The organism is Sulfuriferula plumbiphila, from assembly GCF_009938015.1.
In the GTDB taxonomy this organism is placed as follows: domain Bacteria; phylum Pseudomonadota; class Gammaproteobacteria; order Burkholderiales; family Sulfuriferulaceae; genus Sulfuriferula; species Sulfuriferula plumbiphila.
Genome location: NZ_AP021884.1, coordinates 1092182 through 1112537, shown reverse-complemented (window position 1 = coordinate 1112537; position 20356 = coordinate 1092182). Strand labels below are relative to the sequence as shown.

General features: G+C 57.7%; 26 protein-coding genes and 2 pseudogenes. 24 read left to right on the top strand and 4 right to left on the bottom strand.

Annotated features, from left to right (window positions below; translation table 11 throughout):
* The first annotated feature begins 31 nt into the window (after positions 1–31).
* Positions 32–916, top strand: a complete 885-nt coding sequence (locus GZH91_RS05945) for a PhzF family phenazine biosynthesis protein (protein WP_147070543.1) — start codon at positions 32–34, stop codon at positions 914–916.
* A 12-nt stretch (positions 917–928) separates the two neighbouring features.
* Positions 929–1252, top strand: coding sequence for a DUF3050 domain-containing protein (locus GZH91_RS18370; RefSeq protein WP_147070545.1), 324 nt, complete (start codon positions 929–931; stop codon positions 1250–1252).
* Here the strand turns inward: GZH91_RS18370 and cynR are convergent.
* On the bottom strand, positions 1161–2240 hold the full coding sequence (gene cynR / locus GZH91_RS05935; RefSeq protein WP_147070547.1) for a transcriptional regulator CynR: 1080 nt from the start codon (positions 2238–2240) through the stop codon (positions 1161–1163). The genes GZH91_RS18370 and cynR overlap by 92 nt on opposite strands.
* A 222-nt stretch (positions 2241–2462) precedes the next feature.
* On the opposite strand from cynR, the gene GZH91_RS05930 reads away from it, so the two are divergent.
* The 7 genes from GZH91_RS05930 (at position 2463) to GZH91_RS05905 (ending at position 7500) form a co-directional block, all read left to right on the top strand.
* Positions 2463–3226, top strand: a protein-coding gene (locus tag GZH91_RS05930; protein WP_161984191.1) for an IS5 family transposase whose coding sequence is annotated in 2 segments (ribosomal slippage) — positions 2463–2835 and positions 2835–3226 — 765 coding nt in all. Because the reading frame shifts where the segments join, the coding sequence is not laid out codon by codon here.
* 221 nt (positions 3227–3447) lie between these two features.
* Positions 3448–3888, top strand: a complete 441-nt coding sequence (cynS, locus tag GZH91_RS05925; protein ID WP_147074055.1) for a cyanase — start codon at positions 3448–3450, stop codon at positions 3886–3888.
* A 321-nt stretch (positions 3889–4209) separates the two neighbouring features.
* The gene (locus GZH91_RS05920; protein ID WP_147074053.1) at positions 4210–5031 is read left to right on the top strand and encodes a methyltransferase domain-containing protein; all 822 of its coding nucleotides are present in this window, start codon (positions 4210–4212) and stop codon (positions 5029–5031) included.
* Between the two features lie 529 nt (positions 5032–5560).
* Positions 5561–6007: an SH3-like domain-containing protein gene (locus GZH91_RS18240; RefSeq protein ID WP_198415412.1), complete on the top strand. Its 447-nt coding sequence runs from the start codon at positions 5561–5563 to the stop codon at positions 6005–6007.
* Entirely contained in the window at positions 5985–6353 is a 369-nt protein-coding gene (locus GZH91_RS18235; protein ID WP_198415411.1) for an SH3-like domain-containing protein, read from the top strand. The genes GZH91_RS18240 and GZH91_RS18235 overlap by 23 nt, the downstream gene beginning before the upstream one ends.
* Positions 6354–6390: 37 nt before the next feature.
* Positions 6391–7101 (top strand): thiocyanate hydrolase subunit gamma, encoded by a 711-nt coding sequence (gene scnC, locus GZH91_RS05910; protein ID WP_147074051.1) that lies wholly within the window; start codon positions 6391–6393, stop codon positions 7099–7101.
* A gap of 9 nt (positions 7102–7110) precedes the next feature.
* Positions 7111–7500 carry a hypothetical protein gene (locus tag GZH91_RS05905; RefSeq protein ID WP_198415410.1) on the top strand — a complete coding sequence of 130 codons (390 nt, stop codon included), beginning with the start codon at positions 7111–7113 and terminating at the stop codon, positions 7498–7500.
* Here GZH91_RS05905 and GZH91_RS05900 read toward each other — a convergent pair.
* Entirely contained in the window at positions 7497–7643 is a 147-nt protein-coding gene (locus tag GZH91_RS05900) for a hypothetical protein (RefSeq protein WP_161984190.1), read from the bottom strand. The two genes, GZH91_RS05905 and GZH91_RS05900, sit on opposite strands and share 4 nt — an antisense overlap.
* Positions 7644–7677: 34 nt before the next feature.
* On the opposite strand from GZH91_RS05900, the gene GZH91_RS05895 reads away from it, so the two are divergent.
* The 9 genes from GZH91_RS05895 to GZH91_RS05855 all read left to right on the top strand — a co-directional run bounded on the left by GZH91_RS05895 (position 7678) and on the right by GZH91_RS05855 (position 15770).
* Positions 7678–8508 (top strand): ABC transporter ATP-binding protein, encoded by an 831-nt coding sequence (locus GZH91_RS05895; RefSeq protein ID WP_147074049.1) that lies wholly within the window; start codon positions 7678–7680, stop codon positions 8506–8508.
* Between the two features lie 57 nt (positions 8509–8565).
* Entirely contained in the window at positions 8566–9957 is a 1392-nt protein-coding gene (locus tag GZH91_RS05890; RefSeq protein ID WP_147074047.1) for an ABC transporter substrate-binding protein, read from the top strand.
* Positions 9954–10778 carry an ABC transporter permease gene (locus GZH91_RS05885; RefSeq protein ID WP_147074045.1) on the top strand — a complete coding sequence of 275 codons (825 nt, stop codon included), beginning with the start codon at positions 9954–9956 and terminating at the stop codon, positions 10776–10778. The genes GZH91_RS05890 and GZH91_RS05885 overlap by 4 nt, the downstream gene beginning before the upstream one ends.
* A gap of 196 nt (positions 10779–10974) precedes the next feature.
* A complete protein-coding gene (locus GZH91_RS05880; protein ID WP_147074044.1) occupies positions 10975–11820 on the top strand; it encodes an ABC transporter permease in 846 nt (281 codons plus the stop codon).
* Between the two features lie 18 nt (positions 11821–11838).
* The gene (locus GZH91_RS05875; RefSeq protein ID WP_198415409.1) at positions 11839–13101 is read left to right on the top strand and encodes a HoxN/HupN/NixA family nickel/cobalt transporter; all 1263 of its coding nucleotides are present in this window, start codon (positions 11839–11841) and stop codon (positions 13099–13101) included.
* Between the two features lie 365 nt (positions 13102–13466).
* The gene (locus tag GZH91_RS05870; protein ID WP_147074041.1) at positions 13467–13856 is read left to right on the top strand and encodes a DsrE/DsrF/DrsH-like family protein; all 390 of its coding nucleotides are present in this window, start codon (positions 13467–13469) and stop codon (positions 13854–13856) included.
* Positions 13857–13898: 42 nt separating this feature from the next.
* The gene (locus GZH91_RS05865) at positions 13899–14129 is read left to right on the top strand and encodes a sulfurtransferase TusA family protein (protein ID WP_147074039.1); all 231 of its coding nucleotides are present in this window, start codon (positions 13899–13901) and stop codon (positions 14127–14129) included.
* A gap of 77 nt (positions 14130–14206) precedes the next feature.
* Positions 14207–15340 carry an NAD(P)/FAD-dependent oxidoreductase gene (locus GZH91_RS05860; RefSeq protein WP_147074037.1) on the top strand — a complete coding sequence of 378 codons (1134 nt, stop codon included), beginning with the start codon at positions 14207–14209 and terminating at the stop codon, positions 15338–15340.
* Positions 15341–15350: 10 nt separating this feature from the next.
* Entirely contained in the window at positions 15351–15770 is a 420-nt protein-coding gene (locus GZH91_RS05855; protein ID WP_223264586.1) for a hypothetical protein, read from the top strand.
* A 97-nt stretch (positions 15771–15867) separates the two neighbouring features.
* On the opposite strand, the gene GZH91_RS05850 is transcribed toward GZH91_RS05855, so the two are convergent.
* On the bottom strand, positions 15868–16029 hold the full coding sequence (locus tag GZH91_RS05850) for a hypothetical protein (RefSeq protein WP_161984189.1): 162 nt from the start codon (positions 16027–16029) through the stop codon (positions 15868–15870).
* 87 nt (positions 16030–16116) lie between these two features.
* Positions 16117–17091, bottom strand: a complete 975-nt coding sequence (locus GZH91_RS05845) for a LysR family transcriptional regulator (protein ID WP_147074035.1) — start codon at positions 17089–17091, stop codon at positions 16117–16119.
* A 156-nt stretch (positions 17092–17247) separates the two neighbouring features.
* Here GZH91_RS05845 and GZH91_RS05840 point away from each other — a divergent pair.
* From GZH91_RS05840 to GZH91_RS05820, 6 genes and pseudogenes are all read left to right on the top strand, one after another.
* Positions 17248–17490, top strand: a pseudogene (locus tag GZH91_RS05840) (YceI family protein); the annotation flags it as partial.
* A gap of 11 nt (positions 17491–17501) precedes the next feature.
* Positions 17502–18302 carry a DODA-type extradiol aromatic ring-opening family dioxygenase gene (locus GZH91_RS05835; protein WP_223264585.1) on the top strand — a complete coding sequence of 267 codons (801 nt, stop codon included), beginning with the start codon at positions 17502–17504 and terminating at the stop codon, positions 18300–18302.
* 45 nt (positions 18303–18347) lie between these two features.
* Entirely contained in the window at positions 18348–18899 is a 552-nt protein-coding gene (locus GZH91_RS05830; RefSeq protein WP_147074031.1) for an NADPH-dependent FMN reductase, read from the top strand.
* 411 nt (positions 18900–19310) lie between these two features.
* Positions 19311–19451, top strand: a complete 141-nt coding sequence (locus GZH91_RS17755) for a hypothetical protein (protein WP_198415408.1) — start codon at positions 19311–19313, stop codon at positions 19449–19451.
* A gap of 78 nt (positions 19452–19529) precedes the next feature.
* Positions 19530–19802 (top strand): annotated as a pseudogene (locus GZH91_RS17750) (alpha/beta fold hydrolase); the annotation flags it as partial.
* Positions 19803–19843: 41 nt separating this feature from the next.
* Positions 19844–20179: a catalase-related domain-containing protein gene (locus tag GZH91_RS05820; RefSeq protein ID WP_232522216.1), complete on the top strand. Its 336-nt coding sequence runs from the start codon at positions 19844–19846 to the stop codon at positions 20177–20179.
* Positions 20180–20356: the final 177 nt, after the last annotated feature.

The following is a 20356-nucleotide window of genomic DNA, read 5'->3' as shown; positions in this document are numbered from 1 at the left end:
TTCGTTAGACGGCCACGGGACATGCGAGACCATGACACACCGTTTCTACATAGTTGATGTATTTGCAGAGCGATCCTACTCGGGGAATCAGCTGGCGGTTGTGGTCGGCGCGGAAGCATTGTCCGACGAAACGATGCAACAGCTCGCGGCGGAGACGAATTACTCGGAAACGACATTTGTGACGCCTGAGCCCGAGGATGATGGTGGGTATCGTGTAAGGATTTTTACGCCGGCACGGGAGATTGCCTTTGCTGGGCATCCGATCCTCGGCACCGCGTGGGTCCTCCGCCATCACATTGCGTCTGAGGCTTCCGGGCCGGTGCGGCTGAATCTCGCGGTGGGGCAGGTCCCTGTCAGCTTCGAGGTTTCCTCTGAAGGAGGAGAGGTGGCGTGGTTTCTCGCGCCGCCGGTGTCGCTCGGGATGACGTGCGATCGTGAACCGATCGCAGCGGCACTTGGAGTATCGCCAGAGGACATTGAGGCCAGTTTCCCCGTCCAACAGATTTCTGCCGGCACCTCGGCCATGATCGTCCCGCTGCGCAGCCTCGACGCGCTACGACGCAGCAAGCTTGACCTCGACGCGTTCGCCACTCTGGGGGCCGAAGGTTTTCCGCCCCTCGTCTACCTCTTCTGCCGCCAGACGCATCACCCCCAGAACAACCTGTGCGCGAGGTTCTTCTTCGAGGCGCATGGCGTGCGCGAAGACCCGGCCACGGGAAATGGCGCGGCGTTCCTCGGCGCTTACCTCTTGGAGCATCGATTCTTCCCCGGGCCCCTTCTCTCCGTGCGGATCGAGCAAGGCTATGAGATTCGTCGGCCGTCGTTGGTCATGCTGCGCGCACGAATGGTCGATGGGTCTCGTGAAGTGAGCGTGGGCGGTTATGTCATTCCAACGGTGCGGGGAGAGCTGATGTGAACCAGAGAGCCCGTGCTGCATCGCTATCTTCATCGTCATGTCGAGCTGGATGGGGATGAACATGGCCCACTCGCCGTGCGCCTGATCGAGGATCTCTGCGGGCGCGATGTCTCCAAGCACCAAGAGGCGATGGATTCAGCCGCCGAGGCGCTCCGGTTACTCAGGCATGGGCTACTGGAAGCGGCCCTGACTGACCGCACGGGCGTCACACCGCGGTTTTGCCGGGTGGCTCCAGGCCCGCAACTCAGTCGTCGAAGGATTCGTCCCAGAATGCTGCCGGGGCCTCTGTTCCGGCATCGGATGCAACCGGCGGCGTCTCGTCGAAGGCGTCATTGAAGGCTGACTTGAATTCGCCATGCACACACGCATCGGACAGGGGGCACGGCCTGAACCTGTGACCGGGCTTCACCTGACATCTGACAGCGGACCATTCCGCTGCCAATTCCCCAAAGGCCTGGCAGGCAGGACTCTTATACGCACCTTTGCGGCAGATCAGGCTGATCGTGTGGCGGGGCAGTTCTGGCAGCAGGGTAATCGAATGAAGCCCGTGCTGCGCGCAGGCAATGATGTTGGGAAGTATGGTGGCGAGCCGGCCGAGACGGACGATTTCTATAATCACGCTGAGCGAGGTGGCCTCGATCGCGATGGGCGGTGTGAGGCTGTGTTCAAGGCAATACAGGTCAATGTGGCGTCGCAGCGCATAATCGGCATTGAGCAGCACCAGCGGGTTCTGCTCCAACGCATGCCCGCTCAGCGGACCCTGCTGTCCGGCAAGGGGATGATCCTTGCCGACGGCGAGGGTGAGCGTTTCGATGAACAGGATGTGGTTTTCGATTTCGTCCGAACGCTCCTCGGTTGAGGGGGTGCTGCTAAATGCAATACCGATGTCAACACGGTCTTCGGCCAGGGCAGCCTCAATGTCATTCTGGGGCATTTCCAGCGTGCTCAAGGTGATGCCGGGATAGCGGGCGTTGAAGCGGTCCAGTAACGGGATGGCGAGATAATCGGTAATCGGCGTCATCCCCAGGCGGAGCGAACCGCGGCTCATATCCTGCAACTCATGGATGGCCCGCCTTCCTGCGTCCATTTCCCCCAAGGCGCGGCGGGCATGGTGCAGATAGACTTCGCCGGCAGCGGTCAGCCGCACGGACCGCCCGGACCGGTCCAGCAACTGCACGTCCAGCAAGTCCTCCAGTTGCTTGATTTGCTGCGACAGCGTCGGCTGCGAGACATACAGCACTTCCGCCGCGCGCGTAAAGCTGTGGTGTTCCGCCACCGCGATCAGGTAGCGGATCGAACGCGGGAAGACGATGTTTCGATCCATAGCCAACCCCTATAGAACTCATCAGAATTTAGTCTTGGGAAACTATAATCGCATGGCCCATAGTTATGCACAATAGTGGCTTGTGGTGTCGTCTCATGCAACATGCACAGCGCTAGACCATGGATAAACGCCTCACACCATTAGATCAATATTTAGTCATTGGTAGATACTGTCGTCACAAGATGTGGCAAAATATGGTTTTCGTAAAAAACTCATAACCGAATGCCAGAAACCATCCATCGACACGACATTACGGACAAACATTGGGCCTTGCTCGAACCGCATTTACCTGGGCGCGCAGGTGTTTGGGGTGGAGTGGCACAAGATAACCGCCGATTTATCAATGCGGTGTTTTGGATTCTTCGCACGGGTGCGCCGTGGCGAGACCTGCCTGCCTCGTATGGAGGATGGAAAAACACCCATCGACGCTTTTGCCGTTGGCGCGATCAAGGCATTTGGGAGTCGTTGCTGGAAAAGCTCATTGTCGAGCCGGATTACGAATGGCTCATGATCGATGCCAGCCATTGCAAGGTTCCCCCCCATGCCGCTGGGGCACGCGGAGGCAATCAAGGCATGAGCCGTACAAAAGGGGGCTCAACACAAAGATACATCTGGCCGTGGATGCGCATGGTATGCCGCTCAGAGCAGTTATTACAGAAGGTACCCGAGCAGATTGCGCTGAGGCTGACCAATTGATTGAGGGATTTCAGATGGAGCACCTTCTTGCCGACAAAGGCTACGACAGCGATGCGATCGTGGCGAAAGTCGAGGAACAAGGAGCAAAAGCGGTTATTCCGCCGCGCAAAAACCGTAAACAACCCAGAGAGTACGATAAGCATCTCTACAAGCTACGCCATTTGGTCGAGAACGCATTCTTGCATCTCAAGCGGTGGCGAGGGATCGCCACCCGCTATGCGAAAAACTTGTCATCCTTCGTGGCTGCCGTACAAATTCGCTGTCTTACCCTTTGGCTGACTATCTCGTGACGACAGTACCTAGAAGTGAAATTGGCATATTCGGAAATGTTTATAGCCCAAAGGAAATACACATGCATATTGAACCAGGCGTCGTTGTCGGCGCAAAATCAGCGCTTAGTTATGTTACAGCTGCAGGTGCGATTGGCTGTGCGGTCGACTCGCGTTGGACACGATCCCGCAAGACGGGATTGCTCCGCTTTCCGTTCGCAGCGTTATAAGGGACAGAGCTGATGAACAAAGCTGAAATGAAGGAAGCCATCCTCGAGGCCAAATTTGAAAAAGGTCTGAAGTGGAGCGACATCGCCAAGGCCGCGGGCCTGTCCGCCGAATATACCTGCTCGGCATGCCTTGGCATGAACCACCTGGAAAAGCAGAATGCTGAGGCAGTGGCCGAGGTGCTCGGTCTTGGCAATGAGATTTCGACCGAGCTACAGCGCTTCCCGCACAAGATTTGGAGCCAAGCTATCCCGACCGACCCGGTGATCTACCGCTGGTACGAGATGGTGGGCGTGTATGGCGAGACCATCAAGGAGCTGATCAACGAGAAATTCGGCGATGGCATCATGAGTGCGATCGACTTCACCATGAACATCGACAAACAGGAAGACCCGAAAGGCGATCGCGTGCTGGTCACAATCAGCGGCAAGTTTTTGCCTTACAAATCATGGTAACGACACGCAGGGTGTGATGCCGCATTAGGGAGGGGGTCCTGGTTCGCTGCTTGCGGCGCGGCGCCCGGATTGAAGGCCTCCTGGGCCGCTGAGCCGCCATTGCGGTACTCGCCGACCTAACTATCGGTTTCTCCGTCATGACCGATTCACACTGTGCCGCCATAGCGGTAGCAGCCGCGAAGTTGCCCCAGTGGTCGCGTGCCACAGCAGCGCCGATCATGCCAACCTCCGCCCGATGGCCACTGTCGCCAGGACAGGGGACCATGACCTGGCAACAGATGCGTTGCAAGCAGTCAGGATGGACAAGGAATGAGGTGAAACATGGTTGCACGTGATCCACACCGTTTTGTCAACGAACTTGATAAGGCGGCACTTGAACGCCTCATTGCCCGGCTAGAAAGCCGCGCTCAAGACGCCGTCTTCGCGAGACTGTTTGACAAGTATGCGGCTCAGCTGGCCCTCCCCCCGTCAGCTCAAGTACTGGAGGTTGGATGTGGCACAGGCGCGCTGCTGCGATCCCTCGCACGCCGTGGCGACTTCACGGGCAACGCGTTCGGCGTTGATCAGTGCCGTCCTTTCATTGATGCCGCGAAGGAATTCGCGCAGGTCGAAAATGTCAACGACCGACTCGTCTTTCAAGTCGGTGATGCCCACTGCCTGGATTTTCCCCCTGCGACATTCGATGCGGTCATCGCGCACACGCTGATTAGCCACGTCACTGAACCAGCAGAGGTTCTAAGCGAGATGGCGCGCGTGGTTCGCCCAGGTGGCATTATGGCAATTTTTGACGGCGATTATGCCTCTTTGACTTACGCTTTTCGGGATCACGTCTTCGGCCATCAAATGGATGTGGCCCTGTCGAGTGCTACCTTCAACAACCCGCGGATCATGCGCGATTTGCCGCGACTGTTACCCGAACTCGGGCTGAGGCTGACGGCGGCCTGGGGCGATGCCGTGGTTGAAATCGGAAACGGAAGCTACTTCAAGTCTTTCGCGGAGACGTACGTGCCGTTCGTCACGAGAGCGGGTTTGTTGCCAATGCAGGCGGTGGAGGCCTGGCTCGACGAGCAGCGACAGGCGATGGAAAACGGAACATTTTTCGCGGCATGCAATTACTACACTTATCTGGCCCGCCGCATTTGACGCGCTTTACCCCGCGCTCATTGCGGACGCGCACTCAGCAGCCCGAAACAGTGATCTAAATACCCTGGGTGGACATGCAGTTGCCCAGCATACGTAACGACAGGCTGGCGCTGCCAGGACATGGCGCAGCGTTTCCACCAGGTGTTAGCGGCGCGCTACCGCTTGATTGCTGCCATGCCGTCGGCTACGAGACCTACAGTACTCCCAACACGCCCGTGAAATCATGGTGTTCCGCCTCCCGAAGGTAGCAGATCGAACACGGGAATACGATGTTTCGACCCTATAGTCAACCCCTATAGAACTCATCAGTATTTAGTCTTGGAAAACCCTAATCGCATGGTCCATAGTTGTGAACATCAATGGCTTGTGACTCCGTCCCGTGCAACCTACGCAGCGGTTGACGATAACAAAGCGCATCAAGTCGTTGATGTTTCGGAATCAGCAGAGCGAAGTCAGCATGTACATAAATGTTGATAGAACATCACGCGCAAGCCGACTTGTTCGTAATTTACATGAGGAGACCAAAACAATGCCATCGTCTACCAGAGAAGAGGTGTTCCGACATATCGAAACCGTCGGTTACTTACAGCCGGCTTTGCATCGACCGACGCACGCTCCCTATCCAGATGCCATCGATCACACCCTCTACAGGGCATACACACGGCCGGTGCATGATGTCGGCGGCGAAGCGGATGTGCCCATCCCGTGGGAAGAAAAGGAAGAAGAGCAGTGGGAGCTGAATACCTTTGCGACCTGCGAATGCCTGGCCTGGCGCGGCGTGTGGAACGCCGAGGAACGCCGCCGCCGGCAGAACGTTGATGTCGGCCAGACGCTATACCTGGGTATGCCCTACTACGGTCGGTGGTTGCTGACCGCGGCGCGGATCCTGGTCGACAAGCAGTACGTCACGCTCACTGAGCTGGTCAACAAAATTGATGAGGTGAAAAAGCGCCATGAGCAAAATTCAGCACGATAGAACCCACCACGCCAAAATGGCCACGGGCATTGGTGATCCCCAGTGTTTCAGGGGCAAGGCCGGCACCCCCAAGTTTAAGGAGGGCGACCGCGTGCGGATCAAGGATCTGCCGGATATCTTTTATACCCGCACCATGGTCTACACGCGCGGCGCGGTCGGTACGGTAGCCAAGCTGGTCTATGAGAGCCCTGCTGCTGAAGATGAGGCGTGGGACAACACGGACAAGCCCGAATGGTTCTACAGCGTGGTTTTCAAGCAGAAGGAGCTTTGGCCCGAATACAGCGATCTGTACGCAAACGACACGTTGGAGACCGAGTTTCCCGAGCGTTATCTTGAGTCGGCATAACGTGGCTAACGGACAATATTGACAAGAGGAAATACAGATGTCAGATCATGATCATAAACCCGCACCGATGGTCGACGAGATCAGCGATTTTGAGATTCTCGAAATGGCAGTTCGTGAACTTGCTATCGAAAAAGGTCTTTTTTCCGCCGACGACCATCGGCGTTGGACGGAGTACGTTCATACCCTCGGCCCGTTGCCTGCGGCACGCCTTGTCGCCAAGGCGTGGCTGGATCCCGAGTACAAGAAGCTGGCCGTGGCCGATGGGGTTGAGGCCAGCAAAGCGGTTGGTGTCGACTGGGTTACCAGCCCGCCAACCCAATTCGGCACGCCGAGTGACTACTGCAACCTGCGCGTCCTCGAAGACACTCCCAAGGTAAAGCACGTGGTCGTGTGCACGCTGTGCTCGTGTTATCCCCGGCCGATTCTCGGCCAATCACCGGAGTGGTATCGAACCCCGAACTATCGCCGCCGCCTGGTTCGCTGGCCGCGGCAGGTGCTCGCGGAGTTTGGTCTGCAGCTGCCCACGGACATGGAAATCAGAGTCGCAGACTCCAACCAGAAGACACGTTACATCGTGATGCCGGTGCGACCCGAGGGCACGGAGGGATGGACCGAGGACCAGTTGGCCGAGATCGTGACCCGGGATTGTTTGATCGGCGTGGCGGTTCCGAAACCTGGAGTGACAGCGAATACCAAGCGCCCAGTGCATCCGGCAGTCCATCCTGTACACCATGATCACAATCATTAGGAGCGATCCATGAACGCTTTGAGCAGAAATGACGCAGGTGCAGAAAGCGGCGATCACAAGGTCGACTCGAATCCCATTCCTCTCCTTGAGGCCGTCCGGTCGCATGGAAGGGCGTGGAACGAGCTGGCTGCGCAATACGGCGTAACTAACCCTGACCCTCCTTGGAAGGTTACGCTGGAAGCCACTTGTGATCTCCTTGCTGAGGATGCCTGTGCGCTTCCGGCGCTGGAGCGACGCTGGGAAGAGGATGAGCTTTCCGCATCTGTCTACCAGGATGTTCCCTTTCCTGAACGACAGCTTCTGGCGCTGGCACATTCGTTGATCAAGCGCGGTCTGGTGAATGAGGATGAGCTTGCTCGCCGGATGAAGGACGTTGAGCGGCGCCTCAATAGCGCCTAGCGGGGATCGTCGCTCGGCTCGACGGTGAAAAACAACTGGGTGCAGGTTGCAGCGAAGCGGCGGCCAGGCTCTTGAGGGAACGCCGCAGATTCGTTTTTCGATTCTTTGAAAATAATCAGCTTCCGCATCATGCCAGAAGTCATCACTGGCTCACGCAGCGGACGGAGGAATTTGCAGATGGCAATTCGCGGAGTCCAAATCAAGATCAAGGGTCTTACCCACCGCTACAGCCCGCGGGGCGCGGTCACATTCAATCGCGTTGACCTGGAGGCACAACCGGGCGAGGCGCTGGCGATCATCGGCCGTTCCGGTTGTGGCAAGTCCACCCTTCTCCACATCGTGGCCGGCCTGCTGCGCCCCACGGAGGGCACGATTCATCTCGATGGCACGCTGGTCGAAGGGCCGTCGCCACGCTGGGTCATGATGTTCCAGGCGCCTCATCTCTTTCCCTGGATGAAGGTTGCCCAGAATGTCGGCGTCGGCCTACGCTTCGGGCGTTGGTCTAAGAATGAGATCCGCGAGCGCGTCGCCGAAGCGCTCCGTCTCGTCGAGCTCCAGGATTTCGCCGAGTCCAATGTGCAGGATCTCTCGGGCGGCCAGCAACAGCGTGTGGCACTCGCCCGCTCCTTGGTAATGGAGCCCGAACTCCTTCTGCTGGATGAGCCCTTCTCCGCGCTCGACGCCTTCACCCGTTCCTCCCTGCAGCGCGACGTGCGCTCCATCGCCAAGCGCCTTGGTATCAACCTGGTTATCGTTACCCACGATATCGACGAGGCCGTTTTGATGGCGGATCGCGCGTTGATCATGGCCGGATCCCCCGGAAACATCGTCCACGAACTCGAGGTGGATCTCCCCGATCCGCGTGAACGCCAGGACCCGGCCGTCCAGGCATTGCGCGCGAGCCTGATGGCAACTTTCCAGGGAGCGGCCAACTTGAAACCAGGTACTTCCGGCGCGGGGACTGGCAATGGATCCGTGTCCAAAACCGAATCATTCAGCATCCACTAGCAGGCCTGAGCGCGCACAGGTCGGGACATTCAATCGCCCAAGGTTAGGAGACCGAAAATGAAGAAATATCAAAACGAAGAGCATACCGATCCACGCCCGTTGGTACACATTGATGGGTGTTCATGCGGTACTTGCAGTAACGCAAAGCCTACCGATCCACGCTTGGAGTTGATGCCTGACCACCCGGACATCACCGACGGTGGTAAGCCAGATCCGAATCTGGCTCTCGATTACGATCCCCTTTTCAGCTCCGTACTCGGTACCGGCGTCAGCCGGCGCAGCCTGCTCAAGGCAGCCGGTCTCGCTGCCTTGAGCAGCTTGCTGCCTTCGGCGCCTTCCTTCGCTGCCAAAGCGAAATTCGACCCGGTGGTCCGCATTGGATATATCCCGATTACCGACGCGGCCGCGCTTCTAGTCGCGCATGAAATGGGATTTTTCAAAAAGGAGGGCATCGATTCAGAAGCGCCGACGCTCATTCGTGGTTGGTCCCCGTTAGTCGAAGCGTTTGCTTCCCACCGTTTTAATCTCACGCATCTACTTATCCCGGTTCCGATCTGGATGCGTTACAACAACAAGTTCCCCGTGAAGATCACGGCCTGGAACCATACCAATGGCTCCGGCTTAATCGTCCACAAGGATAGCGGCATCAATTCTCCCAAGGACTTCGGTGGCAAGCAGTTCGCGGTACCGTACTGGTACTCGATACACAACATCGTCTCGCAAAAAATAATGAGAGCAGCCGGAATCACACCTGTGATTCGGCCGCAGCACGCGAAAATAGCCTCCAACGAGTGCAATTTCATCGTTCTGAACCCGCCCGACATGCCGCCCGCCCTCATGGCGAGACAAATTGATGGCTATTGCGTCGCCGAACCGTTCAACGCCCTGGGCGAGCTCAAAGCCAACGGCAAGATGCTGCGCTTCACCGGCGACGTCTGGAAGGGCCATCCCTGTTGCGTGGTGGTCATGCACGAAGAGGACACTATGGATCCCGAACGTGCGGCCTGGGCGCAGGGGGTACATAACGCCATCGTTGCCGCACAGATTCATCTTGACGGGAACAAAAAGGCGATGGCTCAGATGCTTTCTAAAGACGGCAAGAAATATCTGCCGTTTCCGGCCGAAGTCGTCGAGCGGGCGATGTTGTTCTACAGCGTTGCCGACTACCCCAAAGCAATTCAGCATCCGGGGTGGGGACAGAGTCGCATCAATTTCGAGGGCTGGCCGTATCCGAGCGCTACCAAACTTGTCGTAAACGACCTGAAGAAGACACAGCTCTCTGGCGACATGGGCTTCCTGTCCAAGCTCGACGCTGATTTCGTGGCCAAGGACCTGGTCAACTACACCTTTGTCAAGAAGGCACTCGCCGCCAACCCCAAATGGAAAGATGATTTGAGCGTTCCGCAAACAGGCGACCCTTATAATCGGGTAGAGGAGTTCGTTCTATGAACAGCGCAGGTGTACACGCCGGGGGGGGTGGGTTCCCCCGCTTGATGAAGGATCCGGCGGCGCAGCGTCTTGTCTTGGGAATGATCGGCGTTGCGATCCTGTGCGCTGTTTGGTGGATCGGAGGTTACCTTATATCCATCAATCCTAAGACGAGGAGTTTTGCCTCCTTTGGTCTCATCCCGACGTTACAGGCATTCCCAATGCTGTGGGGAGAGGGGAAAATCCAGAGCGCGGTTGTCGCCAGCAGCTATCGCCTGGGCGTCGGGCTTCTCTTCGCCATTGTCATCGGCGTGCCGATCGGCATCCTCATGGGGCGCAGCAAGCGGTTCCGCGATTTGAGCAACTCCCCGTTCCAGTTGCTGCGCATGATCAGCCCGCTCTCCTGGATGCCGCTTGCGGTGCTGGTGTTTCCGGGATGGGACAAGTCTATCATCTTCCTCATTGCGATCGCTTCAGTCTGGCCGGTGGCGTTTGCAACCGCCGCCGGCCTGGCCAAGGTGGACCCGGCCTGGTTCAAAGTGGCGCGCAATCTTGGCGCCAAGCCTTGGCATATGTTGGCGCAGATTATCTTGCCGGCAATCACTTTCGACGTTCTGACTGGCATTCGCCTCGCCTTGGGTGTCGCGTGGATTGTGCTCGTCCCTGCAGAATTTCTCGGAGTGACTTCCGGCCTTGGCTACACCATCGAGGACGCGCGCGAGACGTTATCGTACAACAATCTCACAGCGATGGTGGTCACCATTGGGATCATCGGCTATTTGCTAGATACCCTTCTCGTGTTGCTCATAAAACGTTTCAGCTGGCATCGTGGGGGATCTTGATGCGAAAAAGACAGTGCTCACCGGCGATGCAATGTTCCTTAGATACGCTCAGCCTCGAGTTCGTGGCCAATGAGCCGGTCACTTACACCTACGGCAACAAGAAATCGCCAGACATGAATCCCAAGTGTGGAAATGAACGGGCGCTCCGACGTCAGGCGATCCCTATACCCGGTACCTGGGTGGAGGTAATTGAACGATGAGCAATAACATCGCAACTGTCGGAGGCAACATAATCACCGCTGGGCCGGATGAACTCCGATCGTCCCGCGTCCTTAAGTCCTCGGCGCGGGGCCTTTCGTACTTTTTCGGGGGCCTTGCGATCCTGTTCGCTCTTTGGTGGATCAGCATCTACCTTGTCACTCTCAATCCCTCGGGGGCGCTGTTTGCCTACTTCGGGCCCCTCCCGGCGTTTCAGGCGATCCCGGGTCTGTGGGAACGCGGGACGATCCCGAATGCGCTTTCGACCAGCGGTTATCGCCTGGGCGCCGGACTTTTCATCGCCATCGTCATCGGCGTGCCGATCGGCATCCTCATGGGGCGCAGCAGGTGGTTCCTCGAACTGAGCAATGTGCCGTTCCAGTTCCTGCGCATGATCAGCCCACTCTCCTGGGAGCCGATCGCGGTAATTGTGTTTCCGGGATGGGATCAGGCGATTATCTTTCTCATTGCGATCGCTTCAGTCTGGCCGGTGGCGTTTGCAACCGCCGCCGGCCTGGCCAAGGTGGACCCGGCCTGGTTCAAAGTGGCGCGCAATCTTGGCGCCAAGCCTTGGCATGTGCTGACGCTGATTATCTTGCCGGCGATCACTTTCGACGTTCTGACTGGCATTCGCCTCGCCCTGGGGGTCGCGTGGATTGTGCTCATCCCGGCGGAATTTCTCGGGGTGACTTCCGGTTTCGGCTACGCCATCGAAAACGCGCGTGAGGGGATGGAATACGCCAATCTCATGGCGATGGTGCTCGTCATTGGGGCCGTCGGCTATGTTCTTGATAGCACCTGCTTGTTGCTTATCAAGCGTTTCAGTTGGCACCGTCAGTCATGAAGAGTCGTTGGAGTCCACGTGGATGTCCGCTCCAACCCGAATCATTTGTTGTTGGATATGGTGGGCCGGGTGGCGGCGTCCCTTCGTGGGTCGGGCTCAGTGCCGCGCAAGTGCCGGGGGTCTTACAGCATGCAGGGACGCAAGGCCTTCCCGGAACTGTGGTGTGTGGCCGAATTCCTGCGCTGGCCTGAGATAGGAGAGATTCCAATGAAACATATAATTTCGGCGTTGCATCATATCTTCGATGATGAAGCTGGCAACTTTCAAAAAAAGGTAGTCGGCCTCTACATCTTACTTGTCGCCTTCAATATCGCGACGTGGATCTGGGCCATAGTCGCGTTAGCTGGCAATGCGGTGCTTCTTGGCGCCGCGGGCCTAGCCTATACATTTGGGCTCCGTCACGCATTTGATGCCGACCATATCGCGTCGATCGACACTGTCACGCGGAAATTGATGCAGCAGAACCGGCGCCCCGCGACAGTCGGATTCCATTTCGCGATCGGGCATTCATTGGCGGTGCTAGCGTTTGTCATCGCGATCGCCGCGTTAGCCGCATGGAGCGCCGCCAGCGAGAAATTCAGTTTCATGGCCGGCGCCGGGGTTGCCAGTACGTTTTTCTCTGCATCGTTTCTACTCGCTATGGCAATGCTTAATCTGATGATAGCAAGGTCCACTTATCTTGCCTTCAGACAAGTCCGCAATGGGGGTGCTTACGCCGCAGAAGACTTTGACCTTCTCCTCAACAAGCGTGGATTCCTCTCGCGTATCTTCCGGCCCTTGTTTCGATTGGTCGATAAAAGTTGGCACATGATCTTTATTGGCTTTTTGTTCGGACTCGGCTTTGATACTGCGACGGAGGTCAGCCTACTGGGCATTGCGGGCGTGGAGGCAGCAAAGGGATTGTCGGTGTGGACGATCCTGGTGTTTCCGGCGCTGTTCGCGGCCGGTATGTCCTTAATGGACACGACCGACGGCATTCTGATGGTTCGCACTTATGGTTGGGCATTCCGAAACCCGATTCGGAAACTTTATTACAACCTCTCGATAACGATAGTCTCAGCCGTTATTGCCTTGCTTATTGCCGGCATCGAGATCCTCGCGCTCATATCGGAGCAATTTAGTCTTAAGGGTCATCTATGGAATCAGGTTAATTCCTTAAGCGAGCATTGGGAGCTGATTGGGATACTCGTGGTGTCGATATTTGTTGCTAGTTGGTTTATCTCCACGCTTGTCTATCGATTTGCCGGCTACGACAAGATGGACTCGGCAGTCGTACCTTAGCCTCGATGGTCTATCTGATAAATTCAATGCCACAGAGAAACTCTGGACCTCGGTCAGGTCATTGCAGGGAATGCATGATAATGAAGCCACGAATTACACAAAAGCAGATCAGGGTTGCGCCGAAGGAAGCCGAGGCAGGGGAAAAGGTTCAGGATATTTTCTGCAAGCAAGGGGGCCAGAACCTTTTGGAGGCGAGGTGCTCCAGCGCACGCGCCGACCGAACGTGGGCCCCAAAGCACGGGATTTCGACACTATCCCCTTTTTCCGGGCGGATGCGATATGTAGATGCCCGATTGTGGACCGCGGGTGTTTTTTGATTACCCGCGTCGCGCGAACGACGCGGCCTTAAGAGAGGCGAGAGCATCATGTCCAGAAAAATCTACATAATTTGCGTGTCGGGCACGCGCGAAAAGCTGCAGATGGCCGCGATGATCGCGTCGGTCGCGGCGGCGACCGGCGACGAAGTTTCGGTGTTTTTATCCATGAACGCCCTGCCGTATTTCGTGCAAGGTCACGCCGTCGACGCACCGGCCGAAGGCGAGCTCGGGGCGCTCATGGCGCAGAAGGGCGTGCCGCCATTCAAGCAGCTGTTCAAATACGCGGTCGAGCTAAGCGACGCGGCGCTGCTGCCATGCTCGATGGCGATGGACCTGATGAGAATCACGAAAGATGAACTTGACCCAGAGGTTGGGCCGCCGACCGGGCTGACGCGCTTTCTGAGCGACGCCGAAGGCGGCCAACTGCTCACATTTTGAACGGGGCGGAGAATCGAACCCAAGTTAACTGGAGGATGAGCAATGAGTGAAAGCAAGATCATCGACGCATGCGACACATACTGCCCGGGACCGCTCATGGAGCTGATTACCTATATGAAGCAGGCCAACGTGGGCGATACGCTCGAACTGCTGTCGACCGATGAGGGCTCAGCCGCGGACGTGCCGGAATGGATCCACAAGGTGGGACACGAGGTGGTCAGCAACGAGAAGGTCGAGGGAGTCTGGCACATCAAGGTTCGCAAGGCCAAATAGCGCGTTACTTGGTGGGTCGAGATACGTCTGTCTGCCCAGCGGCCAGCAACGCTGAAAGTTTTGAATAGGAGAATGCAATGAGAATCTTAGTCGTCGGTGGTGGCACGGGCGGTACCATTCTGGCCAATAATCTCGCGCGGCGGCTGTCCGCTGAGATTCGTGCTCGCAAGGTCCGGCTCACGATGCTCTCGGCATCCGACAAGCACATGTACCAGCCGGGCTTGCTATATGTCGCGTTCGGACAGATGTCTCCGGATCAGCTTTATCGTGATCAGGCGAGCCTGCTCGAAGCGAGTATCGATTTTCACGTGGACCCGGTCGAACAATTCCAGCTCGATCAGAACCAGGTGAGGACCCAGAGCGGCAAGGTCCACGAGTACGATATCCTCGTAATCGCCACCGGTTCGCGCATCGTGCCCGAGGAGGTTCGCGGATTGACGGAGGGGGCAGAGACCTTCTACACCGAAGCATCCGCGGTGAAGATGTTCAAGCGCCTGCGGGAGTTCCAGGGTGGAAAGGTTGCCGTCGTTGTCGGGGTCCCGCACAAATGCCCGATCGCCCCGGTCGAGGTCATGTTTTCGCTGCACGATTATTTCAAGGCACGCGGCATCCGCGACAAGGTCACAATGAAGTACCACTACCCGATCGGCCGCATCCACACCATCGAGAACGTCGCCAAGTGGGCCAAGCCTGAGTTCGACCGCATGGGCATCGAGTACGAGACACTGTTCAACGTCAAGGAAGTGGACGTGGAAAACAATGTCGTGAAGAGCGAGGAAGGCACGGAGACCAACTACGATCTGCTCATCGCAATCCCGCCGCACCGTGGCATGGAGGTGATCGAGAAGAACAACCTCGGCCAGGGCGGCTGGATTCCGACTGACCGTTTCAAACTCACCATGAAAGGCCGCGACAACGTCTACGTGCTGGGTGACACGAGCAACCTGCCGGTCAGCAAGACCGGGTCGGCCGCGCACTTCGAAGCCGAGGTGGTCGCCGAAAACATCGCCTCGATCGTGAAGATCGGCGCGCCGGTGCGCGATTATGATGGCAAGGTGTACTGCTTCATTGAAGCCGGCCACGAACGTGCGACCTACGCGATGTTCAATTACCTTAACCCGCCCGACCTGAAGCCACCGACGAAACCAATGCACTGGTTCAAGATAGCCTACAACCAGATGTATTGGACCAGCGTGCGTGGATTACTCTGAGGAAGCCAAGATGACCACACAAACAGAAACTCCCGCCGCAATAGCCAACGACGACCTGCAGCGACTCGTCGAATTCGCACAGATCATTACCGCGGCTCGGGACGCGATGTCGGACGACATGGTTACGCGGATGGCAGGGGCAATGAGCGAGGGGGTGAACCTGCTCGACCGGCTGACGCGCAACGAGGGTCTGATGCGCCTGCTCCTGGCCCTCGATCGCCAGGAGAGCCAGTGTCTGCTGATCGCTCTGTCTGAGGCGATCCATGCGGCGAGCAAGGATATCGCGGCGGCCGCGCCGGCAACGGGCGGTCTGGGCTGTATGTTGCGTGTAGTACGTGATCCCGGGACGCAGGAAGGGGTACGCTTCCTTGCGGTGCTCGGCCAGCACCTGAGTCACAGTCTGCGCGAGCAGCGCCGGCGCGGCGGGTAGTTCGTCCAGGCAGTTCAGGTGGAAACGCCTGGCATGAGGGAGTAATCGATCGCCTGCGGGACGAAGGCAAGACCCCGCTCTACATGGACACTGCCACTCAGGAAGAAGCATGGGCGGCCCCATCGGCGTGGTAGGCCTGCGCGCAGACGCCGGCTACTCCCTCAAACACCTGCGCGCCCTGGCCCTGGGCATCACCCGGCGGGTCATGATCACTGCGGACAAACACGCCAAGGATGGAGACACAAAACGCCCAACTCACGCGCAATCCCGCCCGCTTTCTTGCCGGCCAGCACTTGCTGAACTGCCGCCGTGTACTCCGCTGTATAGGCTGGCCCCGGAATTCGTTTCAGTTCCAACCTCCAATTTCACCATCATCGCCATCAGAATGGCTTTCTGGAAGTATCCGAAATTCGCGGGGAAGCTCATTGACTGTTCGCAGCTGAGACTCGATCCGTTGAGCAAGATACTCGACCAGGGTCCTGACACGATGAGGCACATAACGGTTGCTCGGGAAGACCGCATAGATCCCCAGCTCTGGCGTCGGAAACTTGGGCAGCAGAATTTCCAGCTTGCGTTCACGCACGGCTTGTTCGGCCATGAAGGTGGGGGCATTGGTGATCCCCAGGCCACGCATCGCAGCGGCGAGCAAGGCATCGCCGCTGTTGGCTTCGAGCCTCCCGGTAACGGGAAACCACTGCGTTTTGCCGTCAATGACAAAGGCCCAACTTGAGCGCGCAGCCAGCAAATAACCGAAGCATTCGTGCTTGAGGAGCTCACTTGGATGCTTGGGCCGGCCCTGGCGCTGCAAATATTCGGGAGCAGCGACGACGACGCCCTGACTGCTGCCGATCTTTCGTGCCACGTCGCCAGGATCAAGCCGATCACCAATGCGGATGGCCAGATCAAAGCCGCCTTCGATCAGGTTGGCGCGGCGGTCGCTGAATTCCAGTTCGATCGAGATATCCGGATTGGCAGTCATGAAGTCGCCGAACATCGGCATCAATTGATGAATGCCGAACGAAAATGGCAGGGTGATACGGATGTGGCCTCGAGGCGCTTGTCGATCCTCAGTCAGGCTGGCTTCGGCGGCTTCCACCAGGCTCAGAATTTCGCGGCATTTTTCCAGGTAGGTGGCGCCCGCCGAAGTGAGGCTCAGGCGCCGCGTGCTGCGGGCAATCAACTTCGTTCCGAGGTGCGTTTCGAGCGCCGCCACCTGCCGCGTCACGACCGAGCGCGCCACATTATTCTGCTGCGCCACGGCCGAAAAGCTACCCAGTTCGGCGACCCGCACAAAGAGTCGCATGCTGTCGAGCCTATCCATGAACGTCCCCGATCGATTGTTGCAAAATTAGCAATAATATATTGCTAATTGTACGCTATTTATTGCATTACGGTTTGTGTACAGTACGTCCATCAAGCAACCTAAACCCTTTGGATTTCACTGATGAGCCATCCCGCCAGCTATACCCGCACTGCTAAATTTGATGGCGACAAGCCGGTGGCAGTCGAGGGCAACCTGACGGTAAAAGGCGTGACCAAACCGGTGACCCTGACCGTCACCTCGTTCCAGGAAATGCCGCATCCGATGCTGAAGAAAGACGCGATCGGCGCTAATGCGGGGGCAAAGATCAAGCGTAGCGACTTCAACATGGGCAAATACGCGTCCTATGTTTCCGATGATGTGACCCTCACCATCGCTGTTGAGGTGGTGAAGGAGTAAGGGAGCGCAATATGTCCGCACGCATGCCCGTCGTTTTTGTGTCCCACGGCGCCCCGGATGCCTTGCTGAAGGCGCCGGACGCCGTGGCCTGCTGGCGCGAGATCGGCCAGCAGGCTCCCGAACCGGCGGCGATTCTCGTGGTGTCGGCGCATTGGGAAGCGCGCCAGCCAACGGCCAGTCTGTCCGGCGCGCCGCAAACCATGCACGACTTCGCGGGCTTTCCAGAGGAACTTTACCGCATGCAGTATCGCGCGCCGGGCGCGCCGGCGCTGGCCGAACGGGCCGTGTCGCTGTTGTCCGCTGCCGGCCTGGCGGCTGACCTCCACCCCAGCCGTGGACTGGATCACGGCGCCTGGGCGCCGCTGTCGGCGATGTATCCACAGGCCAATGTGCCGGTCACGCAACTCTCGCTGGCACGCAATACCGGCGCCGCAGCCCATGTCGCGCTGGGACAGGCGCTTGCACCCTTGCGCGAGGAGAGCGTGCTCATCGTCGCTTCCGGCGCGATCACGCATAACTTTGGCTGGCTGGATTGGCATGCGGAAGGCGACCAGGCGCCTTTGCTGCAAGCCCGGATGTTTACCAATTGGGTTGCCGAGCGATTGGCCGCGCAGGATGTCTCAGCCCTGTTGGCATATCGTTCAGCACCTTACGGTGCCGACGCTCATCCATCCGAAGAACACTTCCTGCCGCTTTTCGTTGCCTTGGGCGCAGCGAGGGGCGATACGCCCCTGCGCTATCGTCCCCACTTTGCCTATGGTGGCCTGGCCATGGATGCTTATGTCTGGCGAGGAGTGACGCAGGCTTCCTGATGTTGTTCGTTTTAAATCCAGCAATCACTTTTAAAGGAGATCGTCATGAGTCAATATCAGATAGCCGTCATCGTTGGCAGCCTTCGCCAGGATTCATTCAACCGCAGGCTGGCCAACGCCATTGTGAAACTGGCGCCGCCGGAATTCTCGTTCAGGCAGGTACAAATCGGCGACTTGCCACTCTACAACCAGGACGACGACGCGAACCCGGCCGAATCCGTCAAGCGGCTGAAGGCCGAAATCACGGCTGCCCAGGGCCTTATGTTCGTCACACCCGAATACAACCGTTCCATCCCCGGGGTACTCAAGAACGCGATCGACCACGCCTCGCGCCCCTATGGCCAGAGTGCCTGGGCGGGCAAGCCCGCTGGTGTATTGGGCGCTTCGGTCGGTGCCATTGGCACGGCCATGGCGCAACAGCATTTGCGCAACGTCCTCGCATACCTGGACGTGCCGGCGCTTGGCCAGCCCGAAGCATTCATCCAGGTAAGGGATGGATTGTTTGACGAGGCAGGCGACATCGATACAGGCAGCAAAAAATTCCTGCAGAACTGGATGGACCAGTATGTTGCCTGGGTGAAAAAGCACGCTGCCTGATGCAGTAAAAAACAAGCCAAAATCCCGTTGCGATAAACTGGCAAGCTCATTATGTCCATGGCTGCATCTTCAACCGATTGTTGAAGGAGAGCGATCGTGTGATCTTATCCCCATAAACCTATCCTTTAGCTGATTGTTAAAATCAGTTAAAGGATATCAAAATGAGTAAATCAAAACGACGCGCGGGAACACCCCGGAACGGCCTGATGGCCTCCATTGGGCCGGAATGGCTGCCGAGCTTCTCCGCTGCGGCATTAGCCACAGAAACCAAACCTGTGGGCAGTTCACCTTCCCGCTGCAACCACCATGGAGAATATGAGAAAGGACGTCCGGTGGTCTTTTCCCACGGATGGCCGCTAGACGCCCTCGCGTGTAGCCCAAGCGGTGCTAATCGGCGCGGTACCCCCGATCATGCTCAAAACCGACGCCAATCCCGGCGGACTGCCCATGGATGTCTTCGACGGCATCCGCGCCGCCGTGACTGCCTACCGTTCGCAGTTCTACAGGGATCTGGCCACTCCGTTTTATAACTTCGACAGACCGGGCGGGTAGCGATGTCACCCAACAGGTGAATGCGAACGAAGGCGGAACACTCAGTATTCATGCGGCTCTCATGAGGGAAATGAGCGGTCAACTACGGTTTTTAGGTTTAAGGGTCAAGCGGACTGTATCAAGCAGTTCTCCGAGACGGACTTTACCGGCGATCTCAAGAAAATTGACGTGTCCACCTTGATTCTCCATGGCGATGATGACCAGATTGTGCCCATCGCCGATCCGGCTCTTCTTGCCGCGAAGCTGGTGAAGAAGTCGACGCTGAAGATCTATCCCGGCGCACCACATGGGATGTGCGTAACCCCGGCGGACAAGGTCAACGCCGATCTCCTGGCGTTTCTTCAGGCGTAAGCCGGGCCCATGTCCGACTCGGGCTGTTCATGCTGGCAGCGATGCAGCGAACCTACGAGCCCAATAGCAAAGGCGCGTGGCAGCAACAACCGGATTTTTCGGAACCGCCCCTGGCGACCGGAGGCGCAGCAGGCCACTGGGATCATCGCGCCGATGATGATTACCACACCCAGCCTGGTAACCTGTTCCGCCTGATGACGCCGGAACAGCAACGGCTGCTGTGCGAGAATACGGCCCGTTCGGTCGGCGGCGCGTCCAAAGAAATCCAGCAGCGTCATATTGCCCACTGCACCAGGGCCGATCCGGCTTACGGCGCGGGAGTAGCGGCAGCATTGGAACGCGGTGCGTCGGAAAAAACCCCGGATGCGGTGATCTGAGCGGCCGCAATTGATACTGCGCAATATCCTTGAACACATGACTTCGGTCATGCATTTTTTATGTGCGCCCGGCAGGACGCACATAAAAAATGGCCACAGATTTCACTGTCGCCACCAGAGTATATCTACTATTGTTTCAAATCCAGCCATGCCTCGAATTTACTCACTCATGTTCCG

Coding starts and splice junctions, on each gene's coding strand:
- GZH91_RS05900 (WP_161984190.1), bottom strand. CDS start 7,643: ATGACTTCTGGCATGATGCGGAAGCTGATTATTTTCAAAGAATCGAAA.
- GZH91_RS18240 (WP_198415412.1), top strand. CDS start 5,561: ATGCCATCGTCTACCAGAGAAGAGGTGTTCCGACATATCGAAACCGTC.
- GZH91_RS05865 (WP_147074039.1), top strand. CDS start 13,899: ATGAGTGAAAGCAAGATCATCGACGCATGCGACACATACTGCCCGGGA.
- GZH91_RS05820 (WP_232522216.1), top strand. CDS start 19,844: ATGCAGCGAACCTACGAGCCCAATAGCAAAGGCGCGTGGCAGCAACAA.
- GZH91_RS05880 (WP_147074044.1), top strand. CDS start 10,975: ATGAGCAATAACATCGCAACTGTCGGAGGCAACATAATCACCGCTGGG.
- cynR (WP_147070547.1), bottom strand. CDS start 2,240: ATGGATCGAAACATCGTCTTCCCGCGTTCGATCCGCTACCTGATCGCG.
- GZH91_RS05830 (WP_147074031.1), top strand. CDS start 18,348: ATGAGTCAATATCAGATAGCCGTCATCGTTGGCAGCCTTCGCCAGGAT.
- GZH91_RS17755 (WP_198415408.1), top strand. CDS start 19,311: ATGCTCAAAACCGACGCCAATCCCGGCGGACTGCCCATGGATGTCTTC.
- GZH91_RS05835 (WP_223264585.1), top strand. CDS start 17,502: ATGTCCGCACGCATGCCCGTCGTTTTTGTGTCCCACGGCGCCCCGGAT.
- GZH91_RS05860 (WP_147074037.1), top strand. CDS start 14,207: ATGAGAATCTTAGTCGTCGGTGGTGGCACGGGCGGTACCATTCTGGCC.
- GZH91_RS05895 (WP_147074049.1), top strand. CDS start 7,678: ATGGCAATTCGCGGAGTCCAAATCAAGATCAAGGGTCTTACCCACCGC.
- GZH91_RS05890 (WP_147074047.1), top strand. CDS start 8,566: ATGAAGAAATATCAAAACGAAGAGCATACCGATCCACGCCCGTTGGTA.
- GZH91_RS05885 (WP_147074045.1), top strand. CDS start 9,954: ATGAACAGCGCAGGTGTACACGCCGGGGGGGGTGGGTTCCCCCGCTTG.
- GZH91_RS05945 (WP_147070543.1), top strand. CDS start 32: ATGACACACCGTTTCTACATAGTTGATGTATTTGCAGAGCGATCCTAC.
- cynS (WP_147074055.1), top strand. CDS start 3,448: ATGAACAAAGCTGAAATGAAGGAAGCCATCCTCGAGGCCAAATTTGAA.
- GZH91_RS05845 (WP_147074035.1), bottom strand. CDS start 17,091: ATGGATAGGCTCGACAGCATGCGACTCTTTGTGCGGGTCGCCGAACTG.
- scnC (WP_147074051.1), top strand. CDS start 6,391: ATGTCAGATCATGATCATAAACCCGCACCGATGGTCGACGAGATCAGC.
- GZH91_RS05870 (WP_147074041.1), top strand. CDS start 13,467: ATGTCCAGAAAAATCTACATAATTTGCGTGTCGGGCACGCGCGAAAAG.
- GZH91_RS05920 (WP_147074053.1), top strand. CDS start 4,210: ATGGTTGCACGTGATCCACACCGTTTTGTCAACGAACTTGATAAGGCG.
- GZH91_RS05855 (WP_223264586.1), top strand. CDS start 15,351: ATGACCACACAAACAGAAACTCCCGCCGCAATAGCCAACGACGACCTG.
- GZH91_RS18235 (WP_198415411.1), top strand. CDS start 5,985: ATGAGCAAAATTCAGCACGATAGAACCCACCACGCCAAAATGGCCACG.
- GZH91_RS05905 (WP_198415410.1), top strand. CDS start 7,111: ATGAACGCTTTGAGCAGAAATGACGCAGGTGCAGAAAGCGGCGATCAC.